13 protein-coding genes and 2 pseudogenes are annotated in these 17,407 nt (G+C 52.2%); 9 read left to right on the top strand and 6 right to left on the bottom strand.

What is annotated here, in order from left to right; genetic code table 11:
• Positions 1–50: 50 nt before the first annotated feature.
• Positions 51–566, bottom strand: a complete 516-nt coding sequence (locus tag D5398_RS11360) for a gluconokinase (RefSeq protein ID WP_120507737.1) — start codon at positions 564–566, stop codon at positions 51–53.
• Positions 567–812: 246 nt separating this feature from the next.
• Here D5398_RS11360 and gntT point away from each other — a divergent pair, with 246 nt between their 5' ends.
• The 3 genes from gntT (at position 813) to nadS (ending at position 2,889) form a co-directional block, all read left to right on the top strand.
• On the top strand, positions 813–2,129 hold the full coding sequence (gene gntT, locus D5398_RS11355) for a gluconate transporter (RefSeq protein WP_120507736.1): 1,317 nt from the start codon (positions 813–815) through the stop codon (positions 2,127–2,129).
• A 130-nt stretch (positions 2,130–2,259) separates the two neighbouring features.
• Positions 2,260–2,583, top strand: coding sequence for a type II toxin-antitoxin system RelE/ParE family toxin (locus tag D5398_RS11350; protein WP_120507735.1), 324 nt, complete (start codon positions 2,260–2,262; stop codon positions 2,581–2,583).
• 15 nt (positions 2,584–2,598) lie between these two features.
• Positions 2,599–2,889, top strand: coding sequence for a NadS family protein (nadS, locus tag D5398_RS11345; protein WP_120507734.1), 291 nt, complete (start codon positions 2,599–2,601; stop codon positions 2,887–2,889).
• 54 nt (positions 2,890–2,943) lie between these two features.
• Here the strand turns inward: nadS and D5398_RS11340 are convergent, their stop codons facing one another.
• Complete coding sequence (locus D5398_RS11340) at positions 2,944–3,537, bottom strand: YhgN family NAAT transporter (protein ID WP_095923864.1); 594 nt, start codon at positions 3,535–3,537, stop codon at positions 2,944–2,946.
• 212 nt (positions 3,538–3,749) lie between these two features.
• On the opposite strand from D5398_RS11340, the gene asd reads away from it, so the two are divergent.
• From asd to glgP, 6 genes are all read left to right on the top strand, one after another.
• On the top strand, positions 3,750–4,853 hold the full coding sequence (asd, locus tag D5398_RS11335; protein ID WP_120507733.1) for an aspartate-semialdehyde dehydrogenase: 1,104 nt from the start codon (positions 3,750–3,752) through the stop codon (positions 4,851–4,853).
• A 412-nt stretch (positions 4,854–5,265) separates the two neighbouring features.
• Positions 5,266–7,449: a 1,4-alpha-glucan branching protein GlgB gene (glgB, locus tag D5398_RS11330; RefSeq protein WP_120507732.1), complete on the top strand. Its 2,184-nt coding sequence runs from the start codon at positions 5,266–5,268 to the stop codon at positions 7,447–7,449.
• Positions 7,449–9,473, top strand: coding sequence for a glycogen debranching protein GlgX (gene glgX / locus D5398_RS11325; protein WP_120507731.1), 2,025 nt, complete (start codon positions 7,449–7,451; stop codon positions 9,471–9,473). The genes glgB and glgX overlap by 1 nt, the downstream gene beginning before the upstream one ends.
• Positions 9,474–9,490: 17 nt before the next feature.
• On the top strand, positions 9,491–10,768 hold the full coding sequence (gene glgC / locus D5398_RS11320) for a glucose-1-phosphate adenylyltransferase (RefSeq protein WP_120507730.1): 1,278 nt from the start codon (positions 9,491–9,493) through the stop codon (positions 10,766–10,768).
• 72 nt (positions 10,769–10,840) lie between these two features.
• Complete coding sequence (gene glgA, locus D5398_RS11315) at positions 10,841–12,277, top strand: glycogen synthase GlgA (protein ID WP_120507729.1); 1,437 nt, start codon at positions 10,841–10,843, stop codon at positions 12,275–12,277.
• A 39-nt stretch (positions 12,278–12,316) separates the two neighbouring features.
• On the top strand, positions 12,317–14,764 hold the full coding sequence (gene glgP / locus D5398_RS11310; RefSeq protein WP_120507728.1) for a glycogen phosphorylase: 2,448 nt from the start codon (positions 12,317–12,319) through the stop codon (positions 14,762–14,764).
• A gap of 56 nt (positions 14,765–14,820) precedes the next feature.
• Here glgP and D5398_RS25450 read toward each other — a convergent pair whose 3' ends face one another.
• From D5398_RS25450 to D5398_RS25895, 4 genes and pseudogenes are all read right to left on the bottom strand, one after another.
• A complete protein-coding gene (locus tag D5398_RS25450; protein ID WP_162940753.1) occupies positions 14,821–15,063 on the bottom strand; it encodes a hypothetical protein in 243 nt (80 codons plus the stop codon).
• A gap of 79 nt (positions 15,064–15,142) precedes the next feature.
• Positions 15,143–15,652 (bottom strand): annotated as a pseudogene (locus D5398_RS11305) (RHS repeat-associated core domain-containing protein); the annotation flags it as partial.
• 38 nt (positions 15,653–15,690) lie between these two features.
• Positions 15,691–16,302, bottom strand: a complete 612-nt coding sequence (locus D5398_RS11300; protein ID WP_120507726.1) for a hypothetical protein — start codon at positions 16,300–16,302, stop codon at positions 15,691–15,693.
• A gap of 401 nt (positions 16,303–16,703) precedes the next feature.
• Positions 16,704–17,021 (bottom strand): annotated as a pseudogene (locus D5398_RS25895) (RHS repeat-associated core domain-containing protein); the annotation flags it as partial.
• Between the last annotated feature and the right edge of the window lie 386 nt (positions 17,022–17,407).

The raw sequence follows: 17,407 nt of genomic DNA, 5'->3' as shown, positions 1-17,407 counted from the left end.
CCATTAAAACCCCCTCCCGACCTCCCCCTTCGCAGGGGGAGGAGAAAGTCTTACTTCTGTACTGTCTTCAGTGCTGCAATACAACGATCCACCACACCTTCAAACTTGTGATCGATATTCACGCGCAACACATCCGGCTCGTCTTCGCCAGGTTCTTCGAGGGCATCGAACTGGCTGCGCAGTAAATCGGTCGGCATAAAATGTCCGGCGCGCGCTTTCAGGCGATCGGCAATCACGTCAAAACTGCCTTTCATGTAGATGAATACCATGCCTTCATTGTCTTTACGCAGCGCATCGCGGTAGCGGCGTTTCAGTGCGGAACAGACAATAATACCCGTTTCATTTTTATGGCGCAGGCTGTAGGCCGCGTCGTTCAGACGCAATAACCAGGGCGCCCGATCGTCGTCGTTCAGTGGCGTACCGCTGGCCATCTTTTGAATATTGGCGCGGGGATGAAGATCATCACCGTCGATGAATTTCGCGTTAAGTTCACGGGCCAGTGCCGCGCCGACGGTGGATTTACCGCTGCCTGACACGCCCATCAGAATGATGCTTTGTCCTGCCATAAGTATGATCTCTATCCCAAAATGAACATTTTGACTGCGTAGTGAGTCCTAATATTAGCATGTTACCGGTATCATGATACCGGTAACAAATGGAGATGTGACTAATATCACAAAGGAATGCACTGCTGTTTTAGCGGTCGCGGTCTGTACCCGTTGCACTGTTAATTCCTACAACATCATGAAAATTAAAAACAATGCGTCACCGGGTCGAAAGCTAAACCACAGTGACCGCATGAGGGGAAGAATATGCCATTAGTTATTGTAGCGGTGGGCGTCGCACTGCTGTTGTTACTTATGATCCGATTTAAGCTTAATGGCTTCATTGCACTGATCCTGGTCGCGCTGGCGGTAGGTATCATGCAGGGAATGCCGGTCGACAAAGTCATCACGTCGATCAAAAACGGGGTAGGCGGCACGCTCGGTAGTCTGGCTCTGATCATGGGCTTTGGCGCTATGCTGGGCAAGTTGCTGGCTGATTGCGGTGGCGCACAGCGTATCGCGACCACGCTTATCGAAAAGTTTGGCCGTGAACACATTCAGTGGGCGATCGTGCTGACCGGTTTTATCGTCGGTTTCGCGTTGTTCTATGAAGTCGGCTTCGTGCTGATGCTGCCGCTGGTCTTCACCGTGGCGGCGGCGGCACGTTTGCCACTGTTGTATGTCGGAGTGCCGATGGCGGCTGCGTTATCCGTCACGCACGGTTTCCTGCCTCCGCACCCTGGCCCGACGGCGATTGCGACTATTTTCCACGCAGATATGGGCAAAACCCTGCTGTATGGTTCATTGCTGGCGGTGCCGACCGTCATTCTGGCCGGTCCGGTCTATGCACGTTTCCTGAAAGGGATCGACAAACCGGTTCCTGAAGGGCTGTTCAACCCGAAAACCTTCACAGAAGAAGAAATGCCGGGCTTTGGTGTCAGCGTCGCGACGTCACTGGTGCCGGTCATTCTGATGGCGTTCCGCGCCGTTTGCGAAATGATCTTACCGAAAGGCCACCCGGTGCTGTCTTACGCTGAATTCTTCGGCGACCCGGTCATGGCAACGCTGATTGCGGTACTGATCGCTATCTTCACCTTCGGCCTGAACCGTGGCCGTAAGATGGATGAAGTGATGGGGACCGTGAGTGATTCCATCAAAATCATCGCGATGATGCTGTTAATCATCGGCGGTGGCGGCGCGTTCAAACAGGTACTGGTAGACAGTGGTATTGAAAAATACATCGCCGCCCTGATGAATGGCAGCAATCTGTCGCCAATCCTGCTGGCGTGGTCGATCGCGGCTGTGCTGCGTATCGCACTGGGTTCTGCCACCGTTGCAGCGATTACCGCAGGCGGTATTGCTGCGCCACTGATTGCGACCACCGGCGTCAGCCCTGAGCTGATGGTGATCGCCGTCGGTTCCGGCAGCGTGATTTTCTCTCACGTGAACGATCCGGGTTTCTGGTTATTTAAGGAGTACTTCAACCTGACCATCGTTGAAACGTTCAAATCATGGTCGGTGCTGGAAACCATCATTTCCCTTTGCGGTCTGGCCGGATGCCTGCTGCTGTCGATGGTCGTCTGACGACAAATTGTTAGCATAAGAAAGGCGAGCCAGATGGCTCGCCTTTTTGTTTCTGACGAGAAAAACCTCGCGTTGAACTCTTACCCCGTGAGAGTATTATCCCGCCATCTTGAGTCATGGAATGAGTCACATGGAATATCTGGAGTTTATCAAAACCCCGACGTTTAGCCGTAAATGCAAAGAACTGCTTACTGAGGACGAGTATCGCCAGTTTCAGGAATACCTGACGCATTATCCTGATGCAGGAGCTTTGATTGTCGGAACGGGCGGATGCAGAAAAATTCGCTGGGGTTATCAACGGCGTGGGAAAAGCGCAGGTGTGCGGGCGATTTATTATTATCTGTGCGCTGAGGGTCAGATTTTCATGCTGCTGGTTTATCCGAAGAGTGAGAAAGATTCCCTGACGGATACCGAAAAATCGATTTTAAAAAATATCGTACAAAGTCTGTCGTGACACAGGAGATGGACCGTGAATAAAGAATTATTCGATGAATTGCGGCAATCGGCCGAAGAAATGATCGCCATTCGCAAAGGCGAGATGGCACCTGCGCACATCACGCGTGTTGCGATGCCTGAAGTAAAACAAATCCGCACCAAGGCGGGTATTAAGCAGGATGAATTTGCGCGGTTGCTTGGCGTTTCACCTTCGCTTGTTCAGGCGTGGGAGCAACAAAAGCGTTTGCCAAATGGTGCAGCCCTGAAGCTGTTGAAAATGCTGGAGCTGAACCCGCAGATTATCCAGACGCTGAAAACTATTTAAACAGATGTAAAAAAGGCGAGACACATCGCTCGCCTTTTTCGTTTGTAAAACCCGCTAAATCTTCAGATACGCCCTGATCCCATCGAGGAACATCTGGGTGGAGAGCATGACCAGAATCAGGCCCATCAGGCGTTCGAGGGCGCTGACGCCTTTGTCGCCAAGCAGTCGCAGGAACAAATTCGACAGGAGCAGGATCGCCATCGACAGGCCCCAGGCGATAAACAGCGCCAGCGTTAAGTGGCTCATCTGATTCGGATACTGATGTGAAAGCAGCATCAGCGTGGCGAGAATCGACGGGCCGGCGACCAGCGGGATCGCCATCGGGACGAGAAACGGCTCTTCACCGGCAGGCAAACCGCTGCTGCTTTTCTCTTCCGACGGGAAAATCATTTTGATGGCAATCAGGAACAGAATAATACCGCCGGAAATCGACACGGTTTCTGTACGCAGATTCAGGAACGACAGGATTTTTTCCCCGGCAAACAGGAATATCAGCATCAGGATGAGTGCGATCAGCATTTCGCGGATCAACACCACCCGGCGACGTTTCGGGTCGAGATGTTTTAAGACCGACATGAAAATCGGTAAGTTGCCCAGCGGATCCATAATTAAAAACAGCAAAATAGTTGCTGAAATCATTTCGGTCATAACTACCTCAGAAAAAAAAAGCCTGTTATAAGTTGCGCTGCTATTAAAGCCTGCACTATTGATTAAATTAACTTGCCACTTCTGGTGCATTTTGTAAGGTGGTAGACCCGCGCGTTTACGGGGCACAGTGCATCAAAACAGGCACTCACTTAGTGCAAACGCGCGTTTAAGCCGTTTTAAGCAGTTATCACCCTCAGGGCAGGACAGATATTATGAAAAATGTAGGTTTCGTAGGCTGGCGTGGAATGGTCGGTTCTGTACTCATGCAACGCATGATTGAAGAACGCGATTTCGACGCTATCCGTCCGGTATTCTTCTCCACCTCTCAGCACGGTCAGGCCGCGCCTTCTTTCACGGGTCAGTCTGGTACCTTGCAAGATGCCTATGATCTGGACGCACTGAGTGCGCTGGACATTATCATCACCTGTCAGGGCGGCGATTATACCAATGAAATCTATCCTAAGCTGCGCGAAATCGGTTGGTCCGGCTACTGGATTGACGCAGCTTCTTCTTTGAGAATGGAAGATGACGCGATAATCATCCTCGACCCGGTGAACAGCGCAGTGATCCATCAGGGTATCGACAAAGGCATCAAAACCTTTGTGGGCGGTAATTGCACCGTCAGCCTGATGCTGATGTCGCTCGGCGGCCTGTTCGCCAACGACCTGATCGAATGGGCGTCTGTCGCCACCTATCAGGCAGCGTCCGGTGGCGGTGCGCGTCACATGCGCGAGCTGCTGACCCAGATGGGCATGCTGCATAACAGCGTGGCGAAAGAGCTGGAAAGTCCGGCATCCGCCATTCTGGATATCGAACGTAAAGTGACGGCACTGACCCGCAGCGGTACGTTGCCAACCGATAACTTCGGTGTTCCGCTGGCTGGCGGTCTGATCCCGTGGATCGACAAACAGCTCGATAACGGCCAGACCAAAGAAGAATGGAAAGGTCAGGCGGAAACCAACAAAATTCTTGGCACGTCCAGCATTATTCCGGTGGATGGCCTGTGTGTCCGTATCGGCGCATTGCGCTGCCACAGCCAGGCGTTCACGCTGAAGCTGAAAAAAGATGTGTCGATCCCTGAAATCGAACAGATGCTGGCTTCGCACAACGACTGGGTTCGTGTGATCCCGAATGACCGTGAACTGTCGATGCGTGAACTGACCCCAGCCGCGGTGACCGGCACGATGAATACGCCGGTTGGCCGTCTGCGCAAACTGAATATGGGCCCGCAATATCTGTCTGCGTTTACCGTCGGTGACCAGCTGCTATGGGGTGCGGCAGAGCCTTTACGCCGTATGCTGCGCATCCTTTTGTAAGTTGAAAACTGCCCTGTTTTCTTTGTAAATGTTTCCCCCGCGGGACACCAGCACGGTGTCCCGTTTTTATTTCATCCTTCAATTACTTCCGCCGTATCTCTCCCTGCCTGCAGCGCTTTTTACTGTATTTATCTTTTTCAAAAATTTGTCCATTTTTGAACTCCTTAACGCCCTGCCTTTTTTAATCTTTGTCTATGCTTAGTAGAAGAGCTCTGCCTTTTTGAGAAGCGGAATTAGAGACTTATTTAGAAATTGTGAACAAAGGCGCACTGGCGCATTTTTTGGCAAAAGCGAAGTACCGCCGGATCACAATGCAACGACAAAAAGGGGAGCACACTTAATTTACACGTCGTATTGAATACCTGAATGATTTTATTGGATTTATTGATTTAATTAATCATAGGACGAATACATGTCTGTACTTCCCGATCAGCACGTCATTAATCAAATTATATCTGGCCACTACGCTGATCCTTTTTCTCTTTTGGGAATGCACTCTGTGGCCGCCGGGCTCGAAGTGCGTGCCCTGTTGCCAGATGCTGATCAGGTCTGGGTTATTGATGTAGAAAAAGGCAAACAGGTGGCGGAACTGCGTCGTTATGACGACCGCGGTTTTTTTGTCGGCCTGATACCACGTCGTAAAAATGCATTTCGCTACAAGCTGGAAGTCCGCTGGGGCGAGAATCTCCATGTGATCGACGACCCTTACCGTTTCGGCACGCTGTTGCAGGAGCTGGATATCTGGCTCCTGGCGGAGGGGACACACCTGCGGCCGTATGAAAAACTCGGTGCGCATCTGCAAACGCTGGACGACGTCGAAGGCGTCAGCTTTGCCGTCTGGGCACCGAATGCCACGCGGATTTCCGTGGTCGGTGAATTCAACTTTTGGGATGGCCGCCGTCACCCGATGCGTCAGCGTCGTGAGAATGGGATCTGGGAACTGTTTATCCCTGCCGTCCGCGAAGGTCAGCTGTATAAATTCGAAATTATCGACTGCCGCGGAAATGTCACCCTGCGTGCCGATCCTTATGCTTTCGAGGCGCAGATGCGTCCGGATACCGCTTCGTGCGTGCGTAAATTGCCGGACGTTGTGCCACATTCAGAAGCACGAAAGAAAGCCAACGCGCTGAATCAGCCGGTTTCCGTTTATGAAGTGCATCTGGGTTCCTGGCGTCGTCATACCGATGACAATTTCTGGCTCAGTTACGGCGAGCTGGCCGAACAATTAGTTTCGTACGCCAAATGGATGGGCTTTACGCATATCGAACTGATGCCGGTTAACGAGCATCCGTTCGACGGCAGCTGGGGTTATCAGCCGCTGGGCATGTACGCGCCGACCCGCCGTTTCGGAACGCCGATGGAGTTCAAAGCTTTTGTCGATGCCGCGCATAACGCCGGTCTGAATGTGATCCTCGACTGGGTGCCGGGGCATTTCCCGAGCGATGCCTACGGGCTGGCGCAGTTCGACGGCACCTCGCTGTATGAATATGCCGATCCGCGCGAAGGTTATCATCAGGACTGGAACACGCTGATTTATAACTATGGCCGCCATGAAGTCCGTAACTATCTGGCAGGCAATGGTTTTTACTGGATTGAACGCTTCGGCATTGATGGCCTGCGGGTAGACGCGGTGGCGTCCATGATTTACCGCGATTACAGCCGTAAAGCGGGCGAGTGGATCCCTAACTATTACGGTGGTCGCGAGAACCTCGAAGCCATTTCTTTCCTGAAATACACCAACCATACGATTGGCAAGGAACTCGGCGGCGCAGTGACGCTTGCGGAAGAATCGACCGATTATCCGGGTGTTACCATGCCGCCGGATGCCAACGGGCTGGGCTTCCATTACAAATGGAACATGGGCTGGATGCACGATTCCCTGTCGTATATGCAGCTGGATCCGGTTCACCGCAAATACCACCACAATCTCATGACGTTCGGCGTACTTTACGCCTACAGCGAGAACTTCATTCTGCCGCTGTCGCACGACGAAGTGGTTCACGGTAAAAAATCCCTGCTGGATAAAATGCCCGGCGACGTCTGGCAGAAGTTTGCCAACCTGCGCGCTTATTACGGTTTTATGTGGGCGCATCCGGGTAAAAAACTGCTGTTTATGGGTAATGAATTTGCGCAAGGGCGCGAGTGGAATTTTGACGCCAGCCTCGACTGGCATCTGCTGGACGACGCCTCCGGCTGGCACAGCGGCGTGCAGCATCTGGTGCGCGACCTGAACCTGACGTATCAGGCCAACGCGCCATTATATGAACTCGATTACAACCCGCGCGGCTTCGAGTGGCTGGTGGTTGATGACCATGAGAATTCGATTTTCGCCTTTGCGCGTCGTGACGAAAACGGCGGCGAAGTCATCGTCATCAGTAACTTCACGCCGGTGCCGCGTGAGCACTACCGCATCGGCATTGGCCGCCCTGGCTGTTACCGCGAAATCCTTAATACCGATTCGCATTTCTACCGGGGCAGCAATGTCGGCAACGGCGGCGACGTTTACAGTGAAAACATCGGTCATCATCAGCGCGAACATTCGATCAGCGTGGCTATTCCGCCGCTGGCGACGGTTTATTTGCGAAGGGAGGCGTAATGAAACAACTCGCGACCGGTCAGCCCGCACCTTTTGGTGCGCATCTCAGAGATAACGGCGTCAATTTTTGCCTGTACTCCGCGCATGCGGAAAAAGTGGAATTATGTCTTTTTGATGAGACCGGCAGCGAGCAGCATCTGCCTTTACCGGGGCGTACCGGCAATCTCTGGCACGGTTTTCTGCCCGATGCCAAAGCCGGACAACGCTACGGTTACCGCGTTTACGGGCCGTTCGACCCGAAAAATGGCCATCGTTTTAACCCGAAAAAAGTGCTGATCGACCCCAGTGCGCGGGCTGTTGACGGGGTGCTGCATGAGAATGCGCGCTTTACCGGCGGCACAGAGGCGCCGGACGACAAAGACAGCGCCGTGGTGGCGCCGAAATCTGTCGTCGTCGCCGGAAATTTCGACTGGGGCGATGATAAACCTCCCGCCAGGCCGTGGGGCGAAACGGTGATTTACGAGGCACATGTGCGTGGTCTGACTCGCCAGCATCCTCGTATTCCGGCAGCTATCCGCGGCACTTATGCCGGACTGGCGCATCCCGTTATGCTGGAATATTTGCAGCACTTAGGCGTGACAGCGATTGAGCTTCTGCCGGTGCAGCATCATGCCGATGAGCCGCGTTTGCAAAAACTGGGTCTGAGCAATTACTGGGGCTACAACGTGCTGGCACCGTGCGCCGTTGAACCGCGTTATGCCAGCGGGCAGGGCGGTGTGTCGGCGCTGAATGAGTTTAAATCGGCGGTCAAAGCGTTGCATCAGGCGGGTATCGAAGTGATCCTCGATGTGGTGTTCAATCACAGCGCTGAGCTGGATATCGAGGGTCCGTTTATCTCGTTTCGCGGTATCGACAATTCAAGCTGGTACTGGCTCAACGAGGATGGATCCGATAACAACATGACTGGTTGCGGCAATACGCTGCGTCTGATTGACGACGAAGTTATCGCCTGGACTCTCGACTGCCTGCATTACTGGGTGCGCGAATGTCACGTTGATGGCTTCCGTTTTGATTTAGCCACCGTTCTCGGCAGAACCCCGGAGTTCAGTGCGCAATCGCCGCTGTTTAACGCTATTAAGGCGGATACGATTCTCTCGCAGGTCAAACTGATCGCAGAACCCTGGGATATCGGCACCGGCGGCTATCAGCTCGGCCATTTCCCGGCACCCTTTGCAGAATGGAGCGATGTCTGGCGCGACGATATGCGCCAGTTTTGGCTGCACGGCGATATTTCTCTTGGCCATTTTGCCGGACGTTTCGCGGCCTCTGCCGATAAATTCAGTCCCGCTCAACGTGAACCTTACGCCAGCGTGAATATGCTGACGGCACACGACGGTTTCACGTTGCGCGATCTCGTCAGTTTTAACCAGAAACATAACCAGGCCAATGGCGAAGAAAACCGCGATGGCCACAACGAGAATTTCAGCCAAAACCACGGCGAAGAAGGGCTGGAGGCGTCTGCAGAAGTACAGCAGCAGCGCCGTCTCAGTCAGCGTGCTTTGCTGGCGACGCTGTTTTTGTCACAAGGCACGCCGATGTTGCTGGCCGGTGATGAGCAGGGTAACAGCCAGTCGGGCAACAATAATGCCTACTGTCAGGATAATCCGCTGACCTGGCTCGACTGGGAAAATGCCGATGAAAGCCTGATGGCCTATACCGCCGCGCTGATTGCGCTGCGCCGGAAAATTCCGGCACTGACGCAAAACCACTGGTGGCAGGAAGGCAGCGATGACGTGCAATGGCTGAATCAACAGGGGCAACCGATGAGCCCCGGCGACTGGGAACAGGGACCGCAGCAGTGGCTGCAAATTTGTCTGTCTCAGCGCTGGTTACTTATCGTCAATGCTTCGCTGCACGAAGTGGATTTGCAATTGCCGCCGGGAAACTGGCAGGCGGTTGCACCGTTCAACAGCGTGCTTTTTGATGAGGAACCCCGGCGTGTCATGGAAGGCTCGCAATGGCGGGCAGCAGCAAAAACCCTCTGTGTCCTACAAGATTTCACTCCACAGAGCCGGTCATTATAAAAACGAAGGAGTCAGATATGGCGACATTAGACAACCGGGACCCGGTCATGCTGGCACGACAGTTGCCGCTGAAATCCGTGGCATTGATCCTTGCCGGGGGACGTGGTTCGAGGCTGAAAGATTTAACCGCAACCCGTGCCAAGCCAGCCGTTCACTTTGGCGGGAAGTTCCGCATCATTGATTTCGCCCTGTCGAATTGCCTGAACTCCGGCATTCGCCGCATCGGTGTGATCACGCAATATCAGTCCCATACACTGGTTCAACATATCCAGCGCGGCTGGTCTTTCCTCAACGAAGAAATGAACGAGTTCGTGGATTTACTTCCGGCGCAGCAGCGCCACAGCACCGAGCACTGGTACAAAGGCACCGCCGATGCGGTCTATCAGAATCTGGATATCATCCGCCGTTACGATGCCGAATTTGTAGTGATCCTGGCGGGTGACCATATTTACAAAATGGACTACTCGCGGATGCTGATCGACCACGTGCAGAAGGGCGGTGAATGTACCGTCGCCTGCCTGGAAGTGCCGCGCGCTGAGGCCAGTGAGTTTGGGGTTATCGGTGTGACTGAGGATTACCACATCACCAGTTTTGTCGAAAAACCGAAAGACCCGCCGCCGATGCCCGGCAATCCCGATATGGCGCTGGCGAGCATGGGCATCTACATTTTTAATGCGGACTATCTGTTTCGTATGCTCGAAGAAGACATGGCGAGTGAGGAATCCAGTCATGATTTCGGCAAAGACCTGATCCCGAAACTGACCCGGCAGGGCGTTGCCCGCGCGCATCCGTTCGGACTTTCCTGCGTGACGCAAAACGATGATGCGCCGCCGTATTGGCGTGATGTCGGTACGCTCGACGCCTACTGGCGCGCGAATCTGGATCTGGCGTCGGTCACGCCGGAGCTGGATATGTACGACCGCGACTGGCCGATCCGCACGCACATGGAGCCATTGCCACCGGCCAAATTTGTGCAGGATCGCTCGGGGAGCCACGGCATGACCATGAACTCGCTGGTGGCGGGCGGCGTTATCGTCTCCGGTTCCGTGGTGGTGCATTCCGTCTTGTTCCCGCGGGTACGCGTTAACTCTTTCTGCAACATTGATTCGACGATTATTTTGCCGGATGTGAACGTGGGGCGTTCATGCCGCTTACGTAAATGCGTCATCGACCGCGCCTGTCAGATCCCCGAAGGCATGGTGATTGGCGAGAATGCGGATGAAGACAGCCGCCGGTTCTACCGTTCCGAAGGGGGCGTGGTGCTGGTCACGCGCGCGATGCTGGCGAAACTATAAACAGATGTTAGAAAGCACGACTTTTCGTCATCCCGGTTATTGCCGGGATGACCGGGATAATCAGGAGCGCGAATGCAGGTTTTACATGTTTGTTCCGAGCTGTTTCCGCTGTTAAAAACGGGCGGCCTTGCTGACGTCGCCGGCGCATTACCCGCCGCTCAGATTGCGGAGGGCGCGGACGTCCGCGTACTCATTCCGGCTTTCCCTGATGTCAAAAAAGGACTGGGGGAAACGCAGGTGATTGGTACGCTGGCGACCTTTGCGGGGCATGTCACCCTTTCACTGGGCTACTTTGATGGTGTGGGCATTTATCTTATTGATGTGCCCGGTTTATATGACCGCCCCGGCAGCCCATATCATGACCAATCGTCTTTTGCCTATCCGGATAACCATCTGCGCTTTGCCTTGCTGAGCTGGATGGCCTGCGAACTGGCGCTGAATTTCGATCCGCACTGGAAACCCGATATTGTCCATTCTCATGACTGGCACGCCGGGTTGTGTTCAGCCTATATCCGCGCCCGTAACGCGCCGGTTCGTACCGTTTTCACGGTACATAATCTGGCGTTCCAGGGGCTGTTTGGCGCGCATCATCTCGATGAGCTTTATATCCCGCGCGAGTTTTTCCAGATGCACGGACTGGAATTCTACGGCCAGATATCTTTCCTGAAAGCCGGTCTGTTCTACTCTGATCACGTCACCACGGTCAGCCCGACATACGCCAAAGAAATCACCCGTCCGGAGTTTGGTTACGGCATGGAATCGCTGCTGCTGGAGCGGGAAATGCAGGGGCGGCTGACCGGTATTCTTAACGGCGTCGATGAAGCTATCTGGCAGCCACGCGATGACGTGCTGCTTTCGGCGCGTTATGACGCCGATGATTTACGCTCGAAAGCCGTCAACAAGGCCTATCTGCAACGTGCGATGGGGCTGGATGTGGATGACTCTCGTCTGGTTTTTGCGGTCGTCAGCCGCCTGACCAGCCAGAAAGGGCTGGATCTGGTGCTTGAAGCGTTACCTGATTTACTCGAGCGCGGCGGCCAGCTGGCTTTACTGGGCGCAGGTGATGCCGTGCTGCAACAGGCCTTCCTGGCGGCAGCGGCAGACAATCCGGGGCAGGTCGGCGTGCAGCTCGGTTATCACGAAGCGTTTTCCCACCGCATTATCGGCGGTGCGGACGTCATCATGGTGCCGAGCCGTTTCGAACCGTGCGGATTAACCCAGCTTTACGGACTGAAATACGGCACGTTACCGCTGGTGCGTCGTACTGGCGGACTGGCCGACACGGTGGTCGATTGTGCGCTGGAAAATCTGGCCGACGGCACTGCCAGTGGTTTTGTCTTTGAAGAAGCAACGGGGAAATCGCTGGGTAATGCGATCCGTCGCGCCTTTGTTTTGTGGAGCCGTCCTAAGCACTGGCGACACGTACAACAACACGCCATGGGTATTGATTTTGGCTGGAAGGTGGCTGCACAGGAATATCTCACCCTGTATAACCGCCTGATGTCCTGACCCCCTGAACGTAGCTAACTTGATCGGGAATGTAACGTTATGACTTCACCGTTTAATTACAACTCACCGACAGTCAGTGTCGAAGCGCTAAAGCATTCTATTGCTTATAAGCTGATGTTTATTATCGGCAAAGATCCGTCCATTGCGACACAACATGACTGGCTGAACGCCACCTTGTTTGCGGTGCGCGATCGTATGGTGGAACGCTGGCTGCGATCCAACCGTGCGCAGACCTCACAGGACGTGCGGCAGGTTTATTATTTGTCGATGGAATTTCTGATTGGCCGGACGCTTTCCAATGCGCTACTGGCGATGGGCATTTACGACGACCTGAAAAGCGCGCTCGATGAGATGGGCTTTGATCTCGAAGAACTGATCGGCGAAGAAAATGACCCCGGTTTAGGCAATGGCGGCCTCGGAAGGCTGGCGGCGTGTTTCCTCGATTCACTGGCTACGCTGGCGTTGCCCGGACGCGGTTACGGGATCCGTTACGAATACGGCATGTTCGCGCAAAGCATCATCAATGGTGAACAAAAAGAAGCGCCGGATTACTGGCTGGAATACGGTAATCCGTGGGAATTCCAGCGCTACAACACCCGTTATAAAGTGCGTTTTGGCGGTCGTGTGCAGCATGAAGGCCTTAAAACCCGCTGGCTGGAGACCGAAGAAGTTATCGCCTGCGCCTATGACCAGGTGATCCCCGGCTACGACACTGACGCCACCAACACGCTGCGCTTGTGGGGCGCGCAGGCCAGTAATGAAATCAATTTGGGTAAATTTAATCAGGGCGATTACTTCGCGGCGGTGGAAGATAAAAACCATTCCGAAAACGTGTCGCGCGTTCTGTATCCCGATGATTCAACTTACTCAGGCCGTGAGCTGCGCCTGCGTCAGGAGTATTTCCTGGTGTCGGCGACCGTGCAGGACATCCTCAACCGCCATTACACAACGCACCATACCTACGACAATCTGGCCGACAAGATTGCGATTCACCTTAACGATACGCACCCGGTGTTGTCGATTCCTGAGCTGATGCGTCTGCTTATCGACGAGCATAAATTCGAATGGAAAGATGCGTGGGAAACCGTTTGTCGGGTGTTCTCTTATACCAACCATACCCTGATGAGTGAGGCGCTGGAAACCTGGCCGGTGGATATGATCGGCAAAATTCTGCCACGTCATCTGGAGATTATTTTCCAGATAAACGATCACTTCCTCAAAGAAGTGGCGGAGATAATCCCCAACGATAACGGCCTGCTGTCGCGTGTTTCGATCATCGATGAAGGGAATGGCCGCAAGGTACGCATGGCATGGCTTGCGGTCATCGCCAGCCATAAAGTCAACGGCGTCTCCGAGCTGCATTCCGAACTGATGGTGCAGTCGCTGTTTGCCGATTTTGCCCGCATTTATCCGGACCGTTTCTGCAATAAAACCAACGGCGTAACGCCGCGTCGCTGGCTGGCGCTGGCCAACAAACCGTTATCGGCAGTGATTGACGATGCAATCGGCCAGACCTGGCGTTCAGACCTCAGCCAGCTGGCGGAACTGAAACAGAATCTGGATTACCTGAGTTTCCTGCAGGCAATCCGAAAGGCAAAACTGGACAACAAAAAGCGGCTGGCGCTGTATATCGCCCAGAAGCTCAACATTGTGGTGGATCCGAAAAGCCTGTTCGACGTGCAGATTAAGCGCATCCACGAATACAAACGTCAGCTGATGAACGTACTGCACGTCATCACCCGATATAACCGTATTCTGGAAGAACCGGACGCCGAGTGGGTACCCCGTACGGTGATTTTCGCCGGTAAAGCCGCATCGGCATATTACGCCGCCAAGCAAATTATCCGGCTGATCAACGACGTGGCGACGGTGATCAACAGTGATCCGCGTATCGGCAACAAACTGAAGATCGTCTTCATTCCAAACTACAGCGTCAGTCTGGCGCAGCTGATCATTCCGGCGGCCGATCTTTCTGAGCAGATCTCCCTGGCGGGTACCGAAGCTTCCGGCACCAGTAACATGAAATTTGCCCTGAATGGTGCGCTGACTATCGGCACGCTGGACGGTGCAAACGTCGAAATGCTCGAGCACGTCGGTGAGGAAAATATTTTTATCTTCGGCAACACCACGCCGCAGGTCGAAGAATTGCGCCGGAAAGGTTACAACCCTCATACCTACTTCGATCAGGACGCCGAGCTGCATCAGGTGCTGACGCAAATCGCTACGGGCGTCTTCAGCCCGACCGAGCCGAAGCGTTATACCAACCTGTTCGATACGCTGGTCAATCTCGGCGATCATTATCAGGTGCTGGCGGATTACCGCAGTTATGTCGATACGCAGGATAAAGTCGATGAGCTGTATAAACTGCCGGAAGAGTGGACGCGCCGCACATTGCATAACATCGCCAACATGGGCTATTTCTCCTCGGATCGTACCATTCAGGAATACGCCGATGAGATCTGGAACATTAAGCCGGTGAAGTTGTAGTGGTATTGTGAAGGATATAATGACTATTATCCCCGGCCAGTTGCTGGGGATAATAGTCATTCGGTGCAATATTTTAACCAGTTTTCCCGCAGTATTTGAGCATCACCTTTTTCTGAATAGGAAACTGATGTCATATAGTATGTGTTATTATCTTTTCCTTTTCCTGTAATGAAAATATACTCTTCGGGCCCTTGCTCAGGGATCTTATCTAATTTGCACCATGCTAAATTTGCGTCAAAATATTTACTCTTTAGTAAATTAAGACCTTCACTATTTACTCTTGTCTTTAATCCATTCATAAATTTTCGCGAGTCATTTTCTTTAAGATAGAAAGATATGTAGAAAGTGTTTAATTCCACGTTTATAAAAAAAATTATATCATTGGCCTCCGGCGGAAAATTTACCTAGTCCTGGTCTTTTCATATCATTATAAGTCTCATTCAATATGGCATAAGATCCTGCATTGATATACCAAGACTCTAAAATCTGCTGTTGTGCAGCATTTGCAGCGTCTTTCACGCCAGCTTGATTTGTCATACTCCCCATTGACGACCAACTCAATCCGAGGGGATCAACCTGTTTTACTGGATTATCGGTATATTGATACCCATTCCAACCCCCTCTCAACCCAATCGGATCCTGAGTAATATACCGCCCCTGCGCCGGGTCATAATAGCGGTGCCGGTTGTAATGCAGCCCCGACTCTTCATCGTATTGCTGGCCCTGCATGCGGATGGCCTGGCGGAGTTTGTGCGGGTTATCGCAGCTTTGTACGTTCCCCCAGACGTCGATGTCCGCGCTCCATTCTATCTTGCCATTTTTGTGATTAATCAGCCCGATTGGCGTCCCCAGATGGTCGCAGTAGAACTGATCCAGTGCTGGAACTGGTGCCTGTGTCATAAACTAAGTAGAGAATAAGAGCGATATCAATTTATTTTAACTTTATCAATATAGTGCCCGGAGGGATCAATCTTTTCGTATTCAGCTGTACATTCCTCTTTTTCATACCCTGAAAATTCCGATTGGGATGAACGATGGTTATTTATATTCACATCTATGCTGAAGCTGTATTTTTCGAAAACTTCTGCCATTCTATTAGTTGGCTTGAGATCGTGAATATTAATAATAATTTTCATTCCCTGAACTAAAAAAATTCTTTCGTGTCCATATTCAGAATGGTTTTTACACCCTCCAATAATCGACGACATATTAAAACGAGCACGCGTTACAGATGATCGCCAACTTCTATCGGGGCCTAGTATATCAGCACCCAAATGGCCATTTTTTAGGATTTCAAAGAGTTTGCATTGATAAAAACCTGAAAAATTACCGTAAGTTTCTTCATTGTAATAATCGCCATCCTGACAAACAAATTTGTATGCTTTAACTCTTTCTTTAGATGATAGGTAAAATTCAAGAGAAGTGTTTTCTGACGTTATTTCAGCATGTTTGTGAATGGGTATGATGCCAGTATAATTTGCTGCTGCAGGTAAAGTTAAAAAAAATAACAAATACCAGATTGCTGAATATGCTTTCATTTTGTACCTTCCGGACAATCCATGCCCTCAGGGACTATTATGTCAACATCTTGTATGCCTAAATCACCTGACGCACCTGGCAATTCCAAAATTAGCTTTCCAGGATATTTATCCATCAGTTTTTTTTGTGGGTTTATACCCTTTTTGCGCAAATTAAGATCATCAACAATGTCACGCACACAACTAAATGTCGTACCATTAGCTATTTTCCCACTGATGTTATTGATGACTTTTCGGCTTTCTTTTTTGTTTTTCAATCCCCATTGTGAGGGAATAATTGCGACCGAGTCTATGGTTACGTTGTAAAGGTCTGGATTAGTGGGTTCCGTATTGTAACCCCCTCCTTTGCCAATTAATCTTGAGTTTCCGAGTAAAACGCGAGCGCTGCCTGAGCAAGTTTTGAGTCCTGTAGGATCTGTTGTGAGAATGGGATCTAACGCATAAGCATACCCATTCCATCCCCCTCTCAACCCAATCGGATCCTGCGTAATATACCGCCCCTGCGCCGGGTCATAATAGCGGTGCCGGTTGTAATGCAGCCCCGACTCTTCATCGTATTGCTGGCCCTGCATGCGGATGGCCTGGCGGAGTTTGTGCGGGTTATCGCAGCTTTGTACGTTCCCCCAGACGTCGATGTCCGCGCTCCATTCTATCTTGCCATTTTTGTGATTAATCAGCCCGACTGGCGTCCCCAGATGGTCGCAGTAGAACAGGTGCAGGGCCATTTCGGCGCTTTCCGGCAGCAGGTCGACCCACAGCGCGATGTTTTCTGCCTTCAGGCTGACGGAGGCCAGCCACAGTTTTTCGCTGTTGCTAAAGGCAATCTGGCCGGGCGGGAGAAGATGAAAATGCAGGCTGCGCCCGCCCTTGTCATTCAGAATCAGCTCATCAGTCCGAATTTGCAGGCGGATGTCCGCCGCCGCCAATCATTACGCCGAGCGAGCCCTGAACAATCGGGCCGCCAGTGGCGGTCATATCCTTCTGCCGTGCTGCCGGAAATCCGGTCATGAGTTAAATCCTTTTAGTGAAGCGTCCGTGGAATGATTGATTTGAAAGAAGTGTATTTACTGTCATATAAACCAAACAAATACAACAAAATCAAAAA

Origin of the sequence: Rahnella bruchi, assembly GCF_003614975.1 — a bacterium.
In the GTDB taxonomy this organism is placed as follows: Bacteria; Pseudomonadota; Gammaproteobacteria; order Enterobacterales; family Enterobacteriaceae; genus Rahnella; species Rahnella bruchi.
The sequence above is the reverse complement of the archived record's forward strand: the minus strand, read 5'-3'. Positions and strand labels throughout refer to the sequence as shown.